The following is a 17,973-nucleotide window of genomic DNA, read 5'->3' as shown; positions in this document are numbered from 1 at the left end:
GCTCCCCCGTACGTTGTGCCGACCAGGCGCGAACGGAGAGTGGAGCCCAGGATGAGCGAACGGATCCCGTCGGAGATCACGCGGTCGGCGCCCGGGACGGGCGAGCGCACGCATGTGAAACCGGACGTGCAACAGGTGCTCTCGGGGCTTGCGGAGAGGCTGCGAAGCGGGTGGCCGGTGCCGGGGATCGCGATCAGCGTCGTCGATGGGACCGGCGAGTCGACGTTCGTCACCGCGGGGTTCGCGAACGCGGAGTCCGGGGCGCCGATCTCGCGTCGCACGCGCTTCGAGATCGGTTCCATCAGCAAGACCTTCACCGCCTTCCTGTTCGGCGTACTGGCGGACGAGGGGAAGGTGGACCTCGACGCGGCGGTCGCCGATTACCTGCCCTGGTTCGCGCCGAACGGCGGCTCGCGCGCGATTACCATCCGGCACCTTCTGCAGCACACCTCCGGCTTGGTGACCGGGGCCGACACGCTGCCCGATGCCGCCGCCCGCGGCTACGCGCTGCGCGATGCGAGGACCTGGGTCGAACCGGGTGAGCTGTTCCATTACTCCAACGAGGGCTACAACCTGCTGGGGTTGATCGTGGAGCAGGTGACGGGGCAATCGTTGGCGGACGCCATGACCGAACGGCTGCTGCGCCCCCTGGGCATGCGCGACTCGGCGGCGCGGATCACCCACGAGGACATCGCCGAACTCGCCACGGGGTACCGGTTCCTGCGCGACGACCGCCCGCCGCTGCCGTCGGCCCCCCTCGCGCCGGCCGGCTTCTTCGAGTATTCGTCGGCCGACGGGAACGTCCTGGCGACCGCTTCCGACCTGGGCCTGTTCGCCCGCATGTTGCTGGGCCGGGGCACCCTGGACGGCACCACGATCCTCGGGCCGGAGCGTTTTCGGCAGCTCCTCACGGTGCCTGCCGACACGGTCGGCCGCGGCTACGCGTGCGGCGTGGGCGTGGAAGTGATCGACGGCCGCACCTGGCTGACGCACGCCGGCGGGATGGTCGGATACCGCTCGTACCTCGCCGTGGACATCGACGGCGGGCACGGTGTCGCCGTGCTGACCAACGCACCCGGCGAGTGTCGCATCATCGACCGTTTCGCCCGCCATGTGCTCGCCGTCGTCCAGGGAGCCCCGGCGGACCCGGCACTGTTCGACCCGGAGCGGATCCCCGACGCCCGGCGCTACGTCGGGGTCCACGGAACGGCGCCGCGTCGGATCCGCGTCGAGTCCGCGGGGGACGACCGCCTCACGCTCACCTCGGAGGGGGTGACCGGCAAGCTGTACGACGCGGGGGACGGGCGGCTGGTGTGCGATCACCCGGAGTGGTCCGCCTACCACCACTCCCGGGACGGACGCTGGCTCTACGGCCCCGAGTCACTGGGCCCCGACCCGGCTGCGCCGAGCGCCCCACCGCACGCACTCGTGGGTCGCTACCGGAGCTACACCCCCTGGTATCCGGCTTTCGACATCGTGCAGCGGGCGGGACGCCTGCACATGACCGCCGCGACCGGCGTGGAAGCGCCCTACGACGAACCGGAACTCGTCCCGCTCGACGCCGAGACGTTCCGCATCGGAGCCGACCCCCGGCTGCCGGAGCGCCTGACGGCCGGCCCCGCCCCGGACGGCGCGGTCCTCTGGGTCGACGTGGACGGATGCCGCTACACACGCTCGTTCCGGAACCAACCGAAGCCGTGAGCAGCGCTCGTCCGCACCACCCGTGATGGTTTGAACGCGCGGGTCGGGCATTGTGTGTGCCCATGGAAGAAACCGAGAGCCCGCATGAGCCCGAACCCCGGTCGGGGGCCGCCTTCATGGCGCTGTCGGAGGTGGCGTGGTGTTACCGGGTGGACGGGGTCGAGCCCGCGGATCTGCCGATGGTCGCCGCCGAGGCGTTGGCGGCCGGGTTGGAATCGCCGGCGCTGTGCGAGTTGGCCGGGCTGGGCCGGGGTGGCGATGTTCGTGATCTGCGGGACCTGTTCGAGCAGGCGCTCGCCGAGACGGGGATCGAACTGCCGACTCCCGACCTGGCCTGGCGTTACGCGCTACGGCGACTGGCGGCCAGGATTGTCGAAGAAGGTGTTCCCCTCGCCGAGGTGGCCGGCGGCAGTTGGTGGGACGTGGCGGCCGAGACGGAGGAGGAGCGGGAGTTCGTCTCGTTGATGCCGCAGTGTGCGTGTTGCGTGGAGTACGCCCTGGGGTTCGACGAAGAGCGCTGGACGAGCGAGGTACGGGCGGCGGCGATCGTGCTGAACTCGTCGCCTGTTCGGGTCGGCCCCGCGCGCTGATCCGTTCCGGTCGACCCGGTGCCCGGGTGCGATCAGGGCCGGGGCTCGCGGAGGTCCTCCCACGAGGGGTGATGGTGCATGGTGTCCCGGCCGCAGGGGCAGTAGAGGGCGGCTCGTCGGTCGAGGACGAAGACGATGCCGATCCAGTAGTGGCGGAGGGCGCGTAGGCACCACCGGTAGGGGAGGACTTCGTCGTCCGGGGCCAGGCCGGCCAGGTAGGTGCCGAGGTTGGCGCCGAGCGGTACGAGGTCTATCGGTTGCGGAAGCAGCGTGTGCCAGACGCCCCGGTCGGTGAGGGCGAGGCCGGTGTCGTCGTCGGTGACCACGCCGATCGTCATGGGGCGGTCGTTTGTGGATGGGTGTTCGTTCATGCGCCGGAAGGTTGCGGACGTGCCGTGTGCCCCGGCTACCTCCAGGTCCCCATCGTGGTGGGCGCCGACGGGTGAGACGTGCATGATCGCGTCGATCCGGCCCAGATACTCCGGGACTTCCTCGAACCAGCCGACCAGGTTTCGTTCGTCGTCGAACGCGCGGGGGACGGGCGTGCCGGGGGCGCTCCAGGCCAGGGTCGTGTGGCCGCCCGGGACGCTCGGGAGGAGGTGGACGTCGGCCAGGCGGAGGCATTTCAGGAAGGTACGAGCGGTCTCGAAGGTCTGAAGCAGCCCGACCACTCTTTCGGGTGACATCAAGTGGCTGCCGGTGGAACAGGGTTGGCTTTCGGACACGACAACTCCGTTTCGATGGAATCGAATCGAGCGGTGAGGAACGGCGGTTCAGCCCGGCGCGTCCGCTGAGCCGAACTCAGTGTGATGCGCGGCAAGTTCGCCCGAGATCACCGCCCGAACCCACTTGCCACCGCCACGAACGGGCCCCGACCCGAGCCCACATCCCATGGCCCAGACCAGAAACAACCCACGCCCGCAGCAGTCCCGGTCGTCGGCGGGAGGCTCAACCCCGAGCGCGAACGGCCCACCACCATCCACGACTTCGACCACGACACCCTGATCGCCCACCACGTACGAGATGGACCGAGCCCCACCGGCATGCCGCACGGCATTCCCCACCAACTCGGACGCCACGAGCCGCAACACATCAACGGCGTTGCCCTGATTGCATCCGGTGCTCCACTGGGCAACGAACTCCCTTGCCACAGAGGCTGCTTCTGGACCGGGAGGAAGATCGATCCGGCGCACTCCTGTGCACGGATTCGCGAATTGGGTCATTGCGCGCCGACTCCCCACTGTCAGTGGTGCCCAGGGCATCGCGATCTTGCTGCACTTGGTGATCTTTCAAGCACAGGCGGTGACTTGAAAGAGACTGCATGGGCCGCATCACATGAGTCAAGCCACATGCGTGAATTATTCAGAAGTCATGCGAACGAGTGGCGCCGCCGCTAGGCTCGCGCCGTCAGCGATGCTGCGCGGTTGCACAATGGGGTGGAAATCCTCGGATGGAAGGCGCTCGATGGCAGGCACGGGACCGGGCAATCTGAAGGCTCGACGAGAACTCGGGGCGCGACTCCGCAAGATCCGCGTGCGAATGGGACGCTCATCGGAGAGCGTGGGCAAGGCCATTGGCATCAGCCAGTCGACGCTCACGCGTACCGAAACCGGCGATCGAACCTGCACGGAACGAGAGTTCTATGCGCTGGTCGACTTCTTCGGGTTGGCCGGCGGTGAACGCGAGGCGCTTGAGCTGATGGCGATGTCCGTCTGGAACGCGGATCCACCGTGGTGGTCGCGCTTTGGCGACGTCATCTCGGCCAACTACGCCACGGTTCTGGAGTACGAGGACTGGGCCACCCTGCGCCAGGACTACCAACTTGCCGTCATGCCACCGCTTTTGCAGACCGAGGCGTATGCGCGAGAGGTCACCGCCGTTGGGTTCAACGATCTGAACCCCGATCAGGTAGACGACTTGGTCGAGGTGCGTACTTGTCGTCAGCGGCGTGTCTATGAAGACCCCTGCTTGGCTATAGAAGCCGTGATCACCCAAGCCGTACTCGAGTTCGAAGTCGGCGGTAGCACCGAGCACGACGCGCAACTTCGACACCTGCTGGAGATGACCGCGTTGCCCCACGTGGAGGTGCGGGTGATTCCTTTCGCGGCCGGAGCCGGAGGGACCCAGTCGAATCCCTTCCAGATCCTCTCCTACGGTGAAGGCGAGCCCTCCGTGGCATTCGGACAGGGCGTCGGCGGGAGCACGTTCATGGACGATCCCCGTGACGTGCGGCGGATCACTCGGCTCTTCAAGAACCTGGCCAGACACGCGCTGAGCCCGGAGGATAGCCGTGAACTGATTGCCACGATCAGAAAGAACTGACATGACCCTGCGTCACACTCGCCCTGAGGCCCGTCTCGCCTGGCGGAAGAGCTCGTACAGCCACAACGACGGCGACTGCGTCGAGACCGCGCCGGCCACAGCCGCCGTCGCTGTGCGGGACAGTAATAACCGCACTGTCGGCACTCTCGCTATCCCCCACGACGCGTGGACTTGCCTGGCGGAAGCTCTCAAAAGCTGACTGGCAGCTGGGCGCGAACGCCCTTTGTCCCCGATGCGCATCGGGGACAAAGGGCGTTCGCTGATGGGGAGTTGGGGTCAGATGCCCGTCAGGCGCCATAGGGACGTGGTTTCTGCGGCGCGGGCTGCGTGTAGTGGGGTTTTGGGGTCGCCTGCTCTTGGGTGTTGGGGCTTCGTGGTGGTTCTGTCCAGCACCTTGAGGCCGGCTGCCTTGATGGCGGTGGGGACCTCGTGGGGGGTTCTGAGGGCCAGGTGTTCGGCGAGGTCCGACAGGATCAGCCAGGCTTCGCCGTTCGGTGTGAGGTGGGAGGGCAGGTCGTTCAGGAAGGCTCGGAGCATGGTGCTGTTCGGGTCGTAGACGCCTTGTTCCACCGCGGATGTCGGGTGGGCGGGGATCCAGGGTGGGTTGCAGACGATCAGGTCGGCGCGGCCTTCCGGGAAGAGGCAGGGGCCGACTACTTCGATGCGGTCCGTGAGGTCGAGTCGGTGGATGTTTTCGCGGGCGCAGGACAGTGCTCGCGGATTGATGTCGGTGGCCACCACGTGGTCGACTCCTCGGTGGGCCAGGACCGCGGCGAGTACGCCCGTTCCCGTGCCGAGGTCGAATGCGGTACGGGCGGGGCCGCCGCCGGGGAGTGGTGCCTGTGCGACCAGGTCGACGTACTCGCCCCTGACGGGGGAGAAGACGCCGTAGTGCGGGTGGATCCGGGCGGCGAGCGCCGGAATCTCCACGCCCTTCTCGCGCCACTGCCGTGCCCCGATCACGCCCAGCAGTTCGGTGAGTGAGATCGCCGACAGGCCATGCGGTGGGCCGTATGCCTCGGTGCATGCGCGACGGACGTCGGGGGCTCTGCGTAGCGCCAGGGAGTGGTCGTCCTCCAGTAGTACGAGGAGTTTGCCCAGAACCCGGGCGCGGTGGCCTCGGGTGCGGCGGTGGAGATGGAAGGACTCGGCCGGGCTGCCACCCTCACCCGAACGGGGAGGCTTTCGGTCGAGACGGTGGTTCATCGCGCGCAGCAGTTGACGTGCATTGTGGTAGTCGCCGCGCCACAACATCGCCGTGCCTTCGCAGGCCAGGCGGTATGCGGTATCGGCTTTCATCCGGTCGTCCGCGACGACGACGCGTCGCGGAAGCGGTGCGGCGCTCTCGGAGTGCCAACGGGCGGATCGGACTGTGTCGGTTTCGGTCCAGTGGATCGTGGACACCACGTACTCCTCGTGATCGAACGTGCAGGGCACGAAGAGCACTTCGACGAGGAGCAGGAGAAAACGACGCGCGTGCTACGACGGCACAGGCGCGTGTATCGGGGCAGGCAGGGCTACCGCTCCCGCGTCGAAGCGCGAGAGGAGACGTCGCCGAGAACCATGCCTAGCGTCACGACCAGCCCTTTCAGGGACGTGGTGGAGAGATGACATGTGAGGCTCGCACAGTTCTCGGCGCACGGGCAACCCGGATTCGGCGACGGGGGCGGCGTGCGCCTCCCCCCGGATGACGCTCCGTTTCGTTACCAGGTCTTGCCGGCCTGCTCGTTCGTGGTGCGGTTGATGCGGTTGAAGAAGTTGGTCAGGGCGATCTCCAGGGTGATTGCACCCAGTTGTTCCTGGGTGAAGTGGCCGGCGGCGGCCTCCCAGATCTCGTCGGTGACGCCCGCCGCGCCGTCCTGGATCCGGGTGGCGGCCTCGGTCAACGCGAACGCCGCTCGTTCCTCGTCGGTGAAGAAGGGTGTCTCGCGCCAGACGGCCACGTGGTGCAGCCGCTCGTCCGACTCGCCGGCCTTCTTCGCCGCGTCGATCGAGGCGTAGACGCACGGGCTGCAGCTGTTGATCTGGCTGACCCGTAGGTGGATCAGCGCCAGCAGGCGCGGTTCGACGCCCCCGGCGTGGATCGCCTTGAAGAGGTGTTGGAAAGCGGTGGTCAGATCGGGGCTCGGCGCGCTCTTCAGCCGTGCTTCCATGGGTCCTGCTCCTTCATCGGTTACCTGCGCCCCTTCGGGCCCGTCATCACCCATGACGGAGCGGATTCGAGGAAGGTAACAACATGTCCGGCACCAACCCCGACCCCGGGCCCGGCCCCGCGGACCCGATGGTCGAGGCATTCGAATCCCAGCGCGACCGCCTGCGCGCGGTCGCGTATCGCATGCTCGGGTCGCACTCCGACGCGGAGGACGTGGTCCAGGAAGCCTGGCTGCGGCTGTCCCGCCAGGACCCGGCGAGCATCCACAACCTCGGCGGCTGGCTGACCACCGTGGTCGGCCGGATCAGCCTGGACGTGCTGCGCTCGCGGCAGGCCCGCCCGGAGGCGTCCTACGACGAGCAGTTGTCGGAGTTCGTCGTGACGATCGACGACGGCCGCGCGCCGGAGGAGGAGGCGGTGCTCGCCGATTCGGTCGGGCTCGCGCTCCTGGTCGTGCTCGAATCGCTCCGGCCGAGCGAACGGCTCGCGTTCGTGCTGCACGACCTGTTCGCGGTGCCGTTCGACGAGATCGGCCGGATCCTCGGCAAGTCCGCCGACGCCACCAAGATGCTGGCCAGCCGGGCGCGCAGGAAGGTACAGGAGACCGAACGGCCGGCGAACGGCGTCCGGGAGCAGCGCGAGGTGGTCCACGCGTTTTTGGCGGCGGCTCGCCACGGCGCCTTCGAGGAGTTGTTGCGAGTGCTCGACCCCGAGGTGCGGTTGGTCGTCGACACCCCCGGCGGTACGGTCGTCACCCTCGGCGCCACCAAGGTCGCGGCCGGTGCGCGACTGGCCGGGGACGGGGTCGCGTTGGGGCGACCGGCGTTCGTCAACGGCCTCCCTGGGGTCGTTTCCTGGAGCGAGGACGGCTCTCCGCTCTCGGTCCTCGCGTTCACCGTCGTCGACGGCCGCATCACCGAGATCAGGGCCGTGGTCGACCCGGCGAAGCTGGCCCTGATGGATCTGCCGGATCCGAGGTGAGCCAGGGGCGTGCGACGGAGGTCGGGAATGCCGCGACATACACTCGCGGTGAGGGCGAAGCGCCGGACCGCGATTCCGGCACCGGTGTGGGGGAGGGGTCGGGATGTTCGGTTCGAGGAAGAAGACGAACCTCAACGATTTGATGGCGCAGCTCAGGCCCGACCTGAGTCGGGAATCGCTCGGCGTCGGGCCCGACTTCCCGGGAGTCGCCCCGAACCCGATCCTGAGCGGTGACGCACGCAAGCGCAATGCGGAACTGCGTACGGGGACGCTTGCGCTCGGCGTTCTCGTCGACTGGCGGGAGGTCAACAGCAATCCGCGTGTGGTCCTGATGTTCGACGTGGAGACCGTCGACGGCATCTCGTTCCGCGGTATCGCCGACGAAGCCCTCACGATCACCGAACTCACCCGACTCGCCCCGGGACAGACGTTGCCCGTGCGCTACCGGCCGGCCGTCATGGACCACTACGTCTGCCTTGCCCGGGACGCGGATCCCGCCCACGTGCAGCGGCTCTCCGACGAGATCGCGAGCCGCAAGCGGGCCTGACCCGGAAGCCCTTGGCCGGACCCTGCGGTCCGTAAGGGCGTCCGTCAGCTCGGGTTCGGGCCCGCCGTGCGGAACGGGCGGAAAAATGTACGCAGTTCCTCGGCGTACAGCTCGGGTTCCTCGAACGCCGCGAAGTGGCCGCCGCGTTCGGCGTCGGTCAAGCGCACGACGTTCGCGGTGCGCTCCATCCAGGCGCGCGGTGGGCGGATCAGGTCGCCGGGGAACAGCGTGAAGCCGGACGGGACTTCGACTCGGCGGGCGAGTTGCGCGGGCGGGATCGAGCCGTTGGCGTGATACATCCGCATCGACGAGCCGATCGTCTCGGTGAGCCAGTAGATGGTGATGTTGGTCAGGATCTCGTCCTTGGTGAAGCTGTGCTCGATGTCGCCGTCGCAGTCGCTCCAGGCGCGCAACTTCTCGACGATCCAGGCGGCGAGACCGGCCGGCGAGTCGGTGAGCCCGACGGCGGCGGTCTGCGGCTTCGTCCGATGCATCGCGGCGTAGCCGCCCTCGGCCGCGCCCCAGGCGGCGACCTCCCGGAACCACTCGCGCTCCTCGGGCGTGAACTCGGCGAGGTCGCCGGAGACCACGGGTACACCGGCGTCGGTGCGGTGCACGGCCACCACCCGGTCGGGGTGATCGAGGGCGAGGTAGCGGCTGACGTGGCTGCCGATGTCCCCACCCGCCGCGCCGAATCGGGCGTAGCCGAGCCCGTCCATCAACTCGGCCCACAGACCGGCGACGGCGATGGAGTCGAGGGGCGGACCGGTCGGGCGATCCGAATACCCGTAGCCCGGCATGTCGGGTACGACGACGTCGAACGCGTCGGCCGGATCACCGCCGTGCGCGCCGGGATCGGTCAGCAGCGAAATCACCTTGGAGTAGCGCCAGAACGAATCCGGCCACCCGTGCCCGAGCACCAACGGCAACACGGGCCCGGTCGGCGCGACGGCCCGGGCATGCACGTAGTGGATCCCGAGCCCTCCGACCGTCGCCCGAAAGCGCGGCAGCCGATTGAGCGCGGCCTCCTGCGCGCCCCAGTCGAACCCGTCCGCCCAATAGCCCACCAACTCCCGGAGATACCCGAGATCGACCCCGAGCCCCCACCCGACCTCCTCCGGCGCATCCGGCCACCGCGTGGCCCGCAACCGCGCCCGAAGGTCGGCGAGCACGGCGGGATCGGTGCGCCCGATGAACTGCTGTGGCTGGAACACCTTTTCGTCCGACATAGGACGCATGCTAACTCCGCGACGATCACACCCCGGACCGCACACGCACCCACGCCCTCACGGCCCGGATGGTCGCGATCACGTCACCGCCTATGTGCGGAAGCGGGTCCACAGGTTGGGGTATCGGCCGGCCAGGGCATCGTCGAATTCCAGGTTGATCGCCGTGCCGACCGGGTCCACCGGTTGGGGTGGGAGGCCCACCGGGGGCATGGGGGCGCCGGTCATCTGTTCGTACGCCTCGTCGGCGGCGTAGCCCAGATCCTCGCCGTCGCCGTCGATGTCCGGGTCGAAGGTGTCGAGGAGGTCGGCCAGGTCGTCGGGGTCGCGGAGGGCGCCCTCGAAGACGTCCCTGCCCTGGCCGATCAGCCAGCAGCGGAACGCGTCGAAGACGTCGTCGCTCGCGCCTTCGAGCAGGACCGCCGCCGCGCCCCACAGGTCCCAGCGGTACGCGCGGGTGTAGCGCGCCTCGAAGTGTTTGGCGAAGTCGCAGACGGAGTCGGGATCGAGCTGCGTCAGGCGCTCCACCAGCAGGTCGGCCTGCTCCTCGGGGTCGCCCTCGGCCGCCTCGCGCGTGGCGTCAATGAGTTCCCAGAACTCGCTCTCGTCCATCACGGTCGGATCATCGCATGCGCGGGGCCGAACGCCCGGGAGGACATGAAGGGCAATTCGGTCCGCCCGCCCGGGCCCGATCTCGGGCTCAACCGTCGGCGCGCGAGGCGGCTCCGTCCAGGATCACCGCGACGGTACGCCGGGCGAAATCCGGCTCGACCGGGACCTGGCGGAAGACCACCCGAAGCCAGGCGGCGCCGGCCAGCAGGTCCATCAGCAACATCGGGTCCGCGTCGGCGGCGAGTTCGCCCCGGGCGACGGCGCGCTCGAAGACGGGACGTTCGCGCGCCAGGCGGCCGGCGAAGAAGGTGCCGGCGTGTTCGGCGAGTTCGGCGCTGTGGGTGACCGCGCCCAGGGCGGCGACGGCGATGTCGGCCGTCGGCGGGGTGGTGAGCAGGGACACCATGCCGTCCAACAGTGCCTCCAGGTCGCCCCGGAGGCTGCCGGTGTCGGGCATGGGGAAGTCCAGGCGCCGGGCACCGGTGAGCGCGGCGCCGAGGAGGGCCCCCTTCGACGGCCACCAGCGGTAGATCGTGGTCTTGTTCACCCCGGACCGCTCGGCGACTCCCTCGATGGTCAGGCCCTCGTAGCCCTTGTCGGCGAGGAGGTCGAGGGTGGCGTCGAAGATCGCCTGGGCCTTGCGCGGACCGCCGCTGCCGGAGCCCGTGGCGCTGCCGCCGCCGGCGATGGGTTCCGCCGGGTGTCGTTCGTCGTTCATGCCGGGAGACTAACAGCTCGAATGCAACGCTACGTTGCGTTGTGTTTTGCTGCTAGCGTGACGCCCATGAAGCCTGGGAAGCACCACCCCGAACCCACGCCCGAATCCGCTCCCGAACCGGCGGCGTCGACCGCGCGCGTCTGGGAGATCGAGGAATCGCTGACCGTCCCGCTCGGGCCGGAGGCCGTGTACCCGATCGTGGCCGACGTCCGGCGGATGAAGGACTGGAGCCCGGAGGTTTTCGCCGTTCGGCCCCGCGGGCGCAGCTTCGTCGGCTTCAACCGGCGGGGCCCGTGGGTCTGGTTCACCGTCTGCCGGATCGTGATCGCCGACCCGGGCCGGGAGTTCGCGTTCGACGTCACCTCCTTCGGCCTGCCCATCGCCCGCTGGGGCTACCGGCTCGCCCCGGCGGAGGAGGGGGCGGCGACGCTGGTCACCGAATACTGGATCGACCGCCGCCGCGACGGATGGCGCCGCCGGATCGCCGAGATACTCGGACTGGTCTTCACCGGCACCCCGGCCGCGCGGCGCGCCGAGCGCAACCGCGCGGGCATGCGCACGACGCTGCTCCGTCTCCGGGCCGCGTGCGGCGGCGCCCCCTGACGTCGAGGGCTACCGCGCCCCGCCCGCCCCGTACAATCGCCGGATCCGCGCGGGGTCCGCCGGCGCCTCACCCGACAGCGTGAGGAAGTGCTCGACCTGCCACGCGCGCGTCCGCTCCGCCTGCCGAACGGTCGGCGTCACCCACGGCGGGTAGACCCGAAAACCCCGCTTGCCCCCGACTCCGCCCACGGACAGGATGCCGCGTTCCGCCAACACCGCCGTCGGAAACACGAACTGCCCGACGTGTTCGCCCTGCCGGCAACCGATCACCACCAGGTCGATCGCGTCCTCGACCGCCGACGGCTCGATCGGCCCGGCGGCCGACCGCCGCCACAGGGTGACGAACAGGCCGACCTTGGTCGGCGTGGTCCTCGCGCTCCGAAAGCGGATTCGGGCACCGGCCACGGTGAGCGTGTACGCCCCGTATTCGGCGCTCTCCGGTTCGGCGACCGGCCGGCTGCACCCGAACCCGATCGGGTCGTAGACCATCTCCTTGGCGGCCGTCAGATCGGCGGGCAGGGACGACGACCCGTCGCCCGGCCAGGGCTCGACCCCCGGATCGGACCCGGCCGAAAGATCAGGGTTCGTAACCATTCGGGCATCCTGCCGGCACGCACCGACATCCCGGGCGCCGACCCCGGGCACCGACCCCGAACGGTGTGATGCCCGGTGACCCAAACCTCGGGCCACCGGGCATCACAATCGGGACAGCGGTCGTACGGACTACCTACGTGCTATCTGGCCTCGGTGCGCGTCCTCAGCACGGTCCGAGGTCGAGCCACACTCCCCATTGCCCGGTGGTTCCGGGGGTCTCGCCCTGGGTCCACCACTTGGCGCGGTAGGTGTGCCCCTGGTACGAGACCGTGTTGCCGCCCACGTAGACGGTGTTGGCGTCCCAGGCGGGCGCGGAGCAGTTGCCCGGACCGCCGTCGCCGACCGTCAGCGTGTACGTGGTCGAGTGCACGACCGAGCCCGTGCCCGTGATGGTGATCGGGTACGTGCCGGCCGCGGTGCCCGCCGAGACGGTGATCGTCGCGGTCGAGGAGGTGCCGCTCTGGACCGACGGCGGGCTGAAGCTCACGCTGATGCCCGACGGCGCGTTCGAGCCGAGCGTCACCGTCTGCGCCGTACCACTGGAGGTGGTGGTGTTCACCGTCGTGGAGACGGTGGCACCGGGCTGCGCGTTGCCGGAGGACGGAACGGCCGAGATGGTGAAGTCGTTGGTGGGCGTGGTGCCGCCGACCGCGGTCTTCCAGATCGTGTACGCGACACCGTCCGCGCTGCGGTTGAGCACCGTGGCGCTGATGTTGGAGGAGGTGTCACACGAGGAGTGGTAGCAGGAGTCGTAGGACTGGTTGGCCTGCCCGCCCCACTTCGTCGCCTGTGCCGAGGTCTTGCGCGCGTCGGCACCGGCCGCGTAGCCCGACGTCGGGATGCCGGCCTGCTGGAAGGAGTAGTCGTCGGAGCGTCCCTGGCCCTCGACGTTCTCCTCCGGGCGCAGGTTCAGCGAGTCCCAGTACGCCTTCATCGGCGCGGAGGTGGCGGAGTTGATGTTGTTGATGAAGTAGCCGCCGTTGGGCGAGCCGACCATGTCGAAGTTGTAGTAGCCCTTGATCGCCGCGCGCTGCGTGGAGCCGAGCTGGCTGACGTAGAACTGCGAGCCCTGGAGGCCCTGTTCCTCGCCGGCCCACCAGCCGAACCGCACGTGCTTGGTCAGGCTGGGGTTGGCCTGGGCGAGCGCGAGCGCGTTCTCCAGGAGGGTGGCGGAGCCCGAACCGTTGTCGTTGATGCCGGGACCGGCACCGACGCTGTCCAGGTGGGCGCCGAACATGACGACCGAGTCGGCGGGGCCGCCGGGCCAGTCGGCGATCAGGTTGTTGGAGCGGTAGGTGCAGGAGGTGCAGGTCTGCTCGCTGACCTGGTAGCCGGCCGCCTGGAGCTTACCCTTCACGTACGCCACCGACGCGGTGTAACCGGCGCTGCCCGCACGGCGGTTGCCGCCGTTCTGGTTCGCGATCTGGTTGAGCTGCGTCAGGTGCGACTGCACGTTCGCGACGTTGATGTCCGGCGGGTCGCTCGGGTTGCCCGGCCCGCTGCCGACGGTCAACGTGTACTGCGCGGTGTGCGAGGTGGAACCCGTGCCCGTGATGGTGACCGAGCTGGTGCCCGCGCTCGCCGACGCGCTCGCCGACAGGGTCAGCACGGAGGACTGGTTCGTGCCGATGGTCGCCGGGTTGAACGACGCGGTGACGCCGGCCGGGAGGGGGCCGGTGGTCAGGGTGACGTTCTGCGCCGGACCCGAGACCAGCGTGGCGGTCACGGTGGTGGTCGTGGTGCCACCGGGCGTCACACTGCCGCTGGTCGGGCTGACCGCGAGGCTGAAGTCCGAACCCGGGTCGACGTTGCAGACCGGGTCGCCGGTCTGGGCCGGCACGCTGATCGCGTCCCACGCCGCCTTGGTCTTCTTGAACAGGTCACACGTCGGGTCGATGGTCTTGGCCGCGGTGAGCGTCGCGGTCCGGTAGCGCTTGTAGGTCATGCCGCTGGTCTTGAGCAGCATGCCGCCGTAGAAGACCTTGCCGGCCTTCTGGATGCCCACGCCCGAGAGGGTGGTGTTGTTGCAGGTCGGGCTGGTCGGCTTGCCGCCGCCCGGGTTGGTGCCCTCGGCGAGCAGGTAGAACCAGTGGTTGAGCGGTCCGGCCGCCGCGTGCTCCTCGGTGTTGGGAATCGAGGAGCTGTAGCAGTCGGGGTCGCCGTTGGTGGACGGCTTGTACATGTAGCGGATCGGGCCCTGGCCCACCAGGTTCACGCTCTCGCCGACCGTGTAGTCGGGAGCGTCGTACGGCGAGGGCTCGTTCGCGTAAGCCTCGGTCAGCGCACCCATGATGTCGCCGGTGGCCTCGCCGAGTCCGGCTTCACCGCTGGTGCTACCGGGGGTGAACTGGTCTATGCCGTGGCCGAATTCGTGGCCGACGACGTCCATCGAGCCGATCCACTGGTTGCTCTGGTTGTGGCCGATGGAGATGGAGGAGCCGTCCCAGTAGGCGTTGACGTCGTTCAGGCCGACCTTGACCGGCCAGCTGCCGCCGTTGCCGTTGTGCCCGTTGCGACCGAGCCAGTCGCGGAGCATGTTCCATTCCTTCTGCGCCGCCCAGAAGACGTCGGCGCAGCCGGTTTCCTTGCTCGACGCCTGGCCGTTGCCCCACGAGTCGGTGGACTTCGAGAAGACCTGGCCGGAACTGTAGTCGGAACAGGTCAGACCGGGGCGGTTCGGGTCGCGCAGGGAGTAGGTGCCACCGGAGTTGGTGGTGTCGATGCTCAGCGGACTCGGGCCGTTCCACTGGCTGTTCGCGCTGCCGGCCTTGACCTCGTCGGTCGTGCCCAGCACCGCGCCGGTGGTCGCGTCGACGAACACGTGCAGCCGGCTGGGCGCGGTCGCGGTACGACCCGCCACCACCGTCTCCCAGGCCAGCGCGCTCTTGTCGTCCTTGACCCGCACGACGAGGCGGTGCGATTCGACCTTGTCCACGACGGGGAGTTGGGCCCGGGACGTGGCCTCGGCGGCACTGGCCGCCACCGTCGGTTGGGTGATCACGGAGATGCGCGCATCGGTCGATGCCTGGGTCGCGTGGACTCGGCCCTTGCCGTCGGCCATGACCACCGCGTCGCCGCCGACGACCGGCAGGCCGCGGTAGGTGCGCTGGTACGCGACCGAGTACAGGTCGTTGATCCACGGCGTGACGACCTGGCGTTCGTATTGCTCGTCGGGGCCCTTGGCGAGGGCGTCCAGGCCGCTTGCGGCCGCCCGGTCGGCGGCGGATACCGCGAGTGCCTGCGGGTTTGCGGGGGGAGGGGACGGGTCGGCGACGGCCGGTGCTCCGGCCGCGCCGATCGCCAAGCCGGCGAGCATGGCCAGGACGGTCCCGGCCGTGGTCGTTCTGCGATTCATCGAGGCTCCTTGGGAGGGGACATGCCTCGACCACGTCGCCGGCTTGCGCCGCGTACGCCTCGTGAGCGACGCGGGCGACCGTGCAGGCCGGGTTCGTGCCCGAGCGAGCGAAACACTCACACGGGTGTGGGGACTTGGTGAAGTGATCGGCAACGGCCGGCAAATTCCGGCAAACGCCAAGCAGACCCCGGGAGTGGCGGGAGTGCCTGGTCGCCCGGTCGGGCGGCGGTGCGATGCCCCGACGAGTGCGCCGACGACCGTTCAGTGACCCGGCATCTGCTCCAAGAGGTCGCGCACCTCCGGCAGATCGCTCCAATGTTGGGTCAGACGTCGGCGCAGGCCCAGTAGTTCCCGATTTGTGGTCGCGGTGCCCAGACCGGCGGCCTCGTGGATGACCGGAGCCGCAGTGGTCACCGCCGCGTCGGGTCGGCCGGCGCAGGCGAGCGCGTCGGCCAGCCGTACGGTCAGCAACACCCGGGCGGGGCGCAGCGGAACGGGCAGCAGGTCCAACGCGGCCTCCACCGACTGCACCGCCGACCGGGCCGAGGCGAGATCGCCGGTACGCGCGGCCAGATCGCGCAGCGCGCCGCCGACGGTGGCCTCCATGCGGAGCCGGCCGGCCAGTCCGGTCAGCCACGGTGCCTCGGCGCGGTCGCGTTCGTCGAACCGGTTGATCTGCCGATGCGCGGTGGCGATCTCCTGGCGACACTCGCCGATGTTGCCGCCGAGCGCGTGGCCGCGGGCCTGGTAGAGCTTGGCGAGCGTGGTGATCCAGGCCCGGCCGGTGTCCACGGCCTCCAGTGCGCGGGCGTAGGCCAGTGCGGCCGTCGCGTCGCCGTCGAGGCGGGCCAGCGAGCACACGTCGCCGAGCAGCGAGGCGCGGGCGCCCGGACTCTCGCAGACGTCCGCCCAGTTGAGGCCGCGGTCGTACCAGGCCATGCCGATCACGCTCTGGCCCTGCTGCATCCGGAAACGTCCGGCGAGTTGGGCGTAGTCGGCGGCCAGGCGCAGCTGCGCGTGCGGCGAACGGCCTTGCGCGTTCAGGGATTCGGCCCAGCTGACGATGCGGCGCAGCACGTACTCGACGGAGCCGACCAGGCCGGTGGTGGTGCCGCCGTGCAGGCCGGCCTGGGTGTAGCCGCCGAGCAGGGCGGTGAGTACGTGGACCACGTCGGGGTCGACGCCGGTCGGGTTGTTGCCGTCGATGCCGGCGAGGATGGTGAGCGCGTCGGCGTACGGCGGGACCTCGCACTCGTGGCAGCCGTCCTTGCCGTGCAGCGGGCAGGGCAGGCCGTGATAGGGCAGCCGCTCGGGCCAGAACCGGTCGGCCAGGGGGGCGAGTCCGGCCGGCGCCTCGCCGCCGGGTATCACCGAGAAGTGCGTGCGGTGCAGCACGGGCGGCGGGATGGCGCGGCTGGTCAGGAGGGCGGACAGGTCGCCGCCGGTGTCGAGGAGGTCGTCGAGCCGGCGCGGCAGACCGGCCGGCGGCTCGCGCAGGCCCGCCTCCAGCTTGCTGATCAGGCTGTGGTGATAGCCGACGCGCAGCCCGAGTTGCTGCTGGGTCATTCCGGCGAGGCGGCGCCGGGTCCGCAGCGTGCGGCCGAACTCCGCCCACAACGGTGTGGACGCGACCTTTAGAGGTGTGGACGCGACCTGTGTGGTGACGGGTGCGTTCGGGAGCCTGTTCACGTTCGTCCTCCCCGAGGTAACTCCGGATGGTCGACGGTTGGTCACTGCCCGGAGCAGGGTGACAGACGAGAGTGCGAGTTGTCTCCGATGGAACGAGGCATTCCGCTTTTGGCGTGTGGTGGGGGTGGGATTGGGCGGGGGGTGGGTGGCACGGGACGCGGTGTGACATATCACCCCGGGTTGGCGGGGGCGGCCTTGGGAGCCGGCCGGGCCGTTCGGGCTCGGGTGTTGCTTCGGCGGGGTGGGGGTTGGGCCGGAATGGGGCTTGTGGTTGGTGGGGTGATCAGGCCGTGGGCGTGGCTTTCGGGGGGAGGTTCGACAGGAGGCCGTCCCTTGCGCCTGGGCCCGGGGTTGCCTTCAGGGTTTCGGGGGTCAGGGGTTCCCGGCAGGCGGAGCAGATGTGGACCGCGGTTGTGGGGTGGCCGCACGGGGTGTGGGTGACGATCACCGGGGGGCCGTCGGGGGCGGCCCACTGGTCGCCCCACTGGCGCATGGCGTTGAGTACCGGCCACAGGGCGCGGCCCTTGTCGGTCAGGCGGTAGTCGTAGCGGACCGGCTTGTCCTGGTAGGCCACGCGTTCGAGGATGCCGTGCTCGATCAGGTGCTCCAGGCGCTGGGTGAGCACGTTGCGCGAGATGCCGAGCCGGTCGTGGAAGTCGTCGAAGCGGGTCACGCCGAAGAAGGCGTCCCGCACGATCAGCATCGTCCACCACTCGCCGCCCACCTCGAGGAACTGGGCGACCGAGCAGTGCATCTCCTGGAAGCTCTTGCGGCGCATGGCGTCAGTGTAATGGGTGGGTTGCATGATTGTACTTAGTAAGTTGCTTTATAGAACTCGCCCGTTCTAGGTTGGCCGAGTTGCTTCATAGGACTTACTCGCTCG

At 69.4% G+C, this 17,973-nt stretch carries 18 protein-coding genes; 7 read left to right on the top strand and 11 right to left on the bottom strand.

Annotated elements, in window-relative coordinates; all coding sequences use genetic code 11:
- Positions 1-51: 51 nt before the first annotated feature.
- Both ACWGR4_RS08215 and ACWGR4_RS08210 read left to right on the top strand, forming a co-directional pair.
- Positions 52-1,701: a serine hydrolase domain-containing protein gene (locus ACWGR4_RS08215; RefSeq protein ID WP_452128906.1), complete on the top strand. Its 1,650-nt coding sequence runs from the start codon at positions 52-54 to the stop codon at positions 1,699-1,701.
- Between the two features lie 62 nt (positions 1,702-1,763).
- Complete coding sequence (locus tag ACWGR4_RS08210) at positions 1,764-2,291, top strand: hypothetical protein (RefSeq protein WP_452128907.1); 528 nt, start codon at positions 1,764-1,766, stop codon at positions 2,289-2,291.
- Positions 2,292-2,323: 32 nt separating this feature from the next.
- On the opposite strand, the gene ACWGR4_RS08205 is transcribed toward ACWGR4_RS08210, so the two are convergent.
- Positions 2,324-2,977, bottom strand: coding sequence for a hypothetical protein (locus tag ACWGR4_RS08205; RefSeq protein WP_452134189.1), 654 nt, complete (start codon positions 2,975-2,977; stop codon positions 2,324-2,326).
- An 87-nt stretch (positions 2,978-3,064) separates the two neighbouring features.
- A complete protein-coding gene (locus tag ACWGR4_RS08200) occupies positions 3,065-3,514 on the bottom strand; it encodes an ATP-binding protein (RefSeq protein WP_452134188.1) in 450 nt (149 codons plus the stop codon).
- Between the two features lie 241 nt (positions 3,515-3,755).
- On the opposite strand from ACWGR4_RS08200, the gene ACWGR4_RS08195 reads away from it, so the two are divergent.
- Together ACWGR4_RS08195 and ACWGR4_RS08190 are read left to right on the top strand one after the other, a co-directional pair.
- Positions 3,756-4,613, top strand: coding sequence for a helix-turn-helix domain-containing protein (locus ACWGR4_RS08195; RefSeq protein ID WP_452128910.1), 858 nt, complete (start codon positions 3,756-3,758; stop codon positions 4,611-4,613).
- A 1-nt stretch (position 4,614) separates the two neighbouring features.
- Positions 4,615-4,812 (top strand): DUF397 domain-containing protein, encoded by a 198-nt coding sequence (locus ACWGR4_RS08190; protein ID WP_452128911.1) that lies wholly within the window; start codon positions 4,615-4,617, stop codon positions 4,810-4,812.
- 77 nt (positions 4,813-4,889) lie between these two features.
- On the opposite strand, the gene ACWGR4_RS08185 is transcribed toward ACWGR4_RS08190, so the two are convergent.
- Together ACWGR4_RS08185 and ACWGR4_RS08180 are read right to left on the bottom strand one after the other, a co-directional pair.
- Positions 4,890-6,017 (bottom strand): methyltransferase, encoded by a 1,128-nt coding sequence (locus tag ACWGR4_RS08185; protein ID WP_452130560.1) that lies wholly within the window; start codon positions 6,015-6,017, stop codon positions 4,890-4,892.
- A gap of 299 nt (positions 6,018-6,316) precedes the next feature.
- Positions 6,317-6,766: a carboxymuconolactone decarboxylase family protein gene (locus ACWGR4_RS08180; protein ID WP_452130558.1), complete on the bottom strand. Its 450-nt coding sequence runs from the start codon at positions 6,764-6,766 to the stop codon at positions 6,317-6,319.
- 83 nt (positions 6,767-6,849) lie between these two features.
- Between ACWGR4_RS08180 and ACWGR4_RS08175 the strand changes: the two genes are divergently transcribed.
- Positions 6,850-7,746 carry a sigma-70 family RNA polymerase sigma factor gene (locus ACWGR4_RS08175; protein WP_452130557.1) on the top strand — a complete coding sequence of 299 codons (897 nt, stop codon included), beginning with the start codon at positions 6,850-6,852 and terminating at the stop codon, positions 7,744-7,746.
- A gap of 103 nt (positions 7,747-7,849) precedes the next feature.
- Positions 7,850-8,293, top strand: coding sequence for a hypothetical protein (locus ACWGR4_RS08170; protein ID WP_452130556.1), 444 nt, complete (start codon positions 7,850-7,852; stop codon positions 8,291-8,293).
- A 44-nt stretch (positions 8,294-8,337) separates the two neighbouring features.
- Here the strand turns inward: ACWGR4_RS08170 and ACWGR4_RS08165 are convergent, their stop codons facing one another.
- From ACWGR4_RS08165 to ACWGR4_RS08155, 3 genes are all read right to left on the bottom strand, one after another.
- Complete coding sequence (locus tag ACWGR4_RS08165) at positions 8,338-9,522, bottom strand: epoxide hydrolase family protein (protein WP_452130555.1); 1,185 nt, start codon at positions 9,520-9,522, stop codon at positions 8,338-8,340.
- A 90-nt stretch (positions 9,523-9,612) separates the two neighbouring features.
- The gene (locus ACWGR4_RS08160) at positions 9,613-10,131 is read right to left on the bottom strand and encodes a DUF4240 domain-containing protein (protein ID WP_452130559.1); all 519 of its coding nucleotides are present in this window, start codon (positions 10,129-10,131) and stop codon (positions 9,613-9,615) included.
- A gap of 88 nt (positions 10,132-10,219) precedes the next feature.
- The gene (locus tag ACWGR4_RS08155; protein WP_452130554.1) at positions 10,220-10,849 is read right to left on the bottom strand and encodes a TetR/AcrR family transcriptional regulator; all 630 of its coding nucleotides are present in this window, start codon (positions 10,847-10,849) and stop codon (positions 10,220-10,222) included.
- A gap of 66 nt (positions 10,850-10,915) precedes the next feature.
- Here ACWGR4_RS08155 and ACWGR4_RS08150 point away from each other — a divergent pair, with 66 nt between their 5' ends.
- Positions 10,916-11,452, top strand: coding sequence for an SRPBCC family protein (locus ACWGR4_RS08150; protein ID WP_452130553.1), 537 nt, complete (start codon positions 10,916-10,918; stop codon positions 11,450-11,452).
- A 9-nt stretch (positions 11,453-11,461) separates the two neighbouring features.
- On the opposite strand, the gene ACWGR4_RS08145 is transcribed toward ACWGR4_RS08150, so the two are convergent.
- The 4 genes from ACWGR4_RS08145 to ACWGR4_RS08130 form a co-directional block, all read right to left on the bottom strand.
- Positions 11,462-12,046, bottom strand: a complete 585-nt coding sequence (locus ACWGR4_RS08145; RefSeq protein WP_452130552.1) for a MepB family protein — start codon at positions 12,044-12,046, stop codon at positions 11,462-11,464.
- Between the two features lie 163 nt (positions 12,047-12,209).
- Positions 12,210-15,401: a M28 family peptidase gene (locus ACWGR4_RS08140; RefSeq protein WP_452130551.1), complete on the bottom strand. Its 3,192-nt coding sequence runs from the start codon at positions 15,399-15,401 to the stop codon at positions 12,210-12,212.
- Between the two features lie 261 nt (positions 15,402-15,662).
- Complete coding sequence (locus tag ACWGR4_RS08135; RefSeq protein ID WP_452130550.1) at positions 15,663-17,090, bottom strand: helix-turn-helix domain-containing protein; 1,428 nt, start codon at positions 17,088-17,090, stop codon at positions 15,663-15,665.
- A 283-nt stretch (positions 17,091-17,373) separates the two neighbouring features.
- Entirely contained in the window at positions 17,374-17,868 is a 495-nt protein-coding gene (locus tag ACWGR4_RS08130) for a winged helix-turn-helix transcriptional regulator (RefSeq protein WP_379997854.1), read from the bottom strand.
- Positions 17,869-17,973: the final 105 nt, after the last annotated feature.

The sequence above is a fragment of the Embleya sp. NPDC055664 genome, assembly GCF_053618075.1.
Note: the sequence above shows the minus strand (reverse complement) of the source record. Positions and strands in the feature narration are given on the sequence as shown.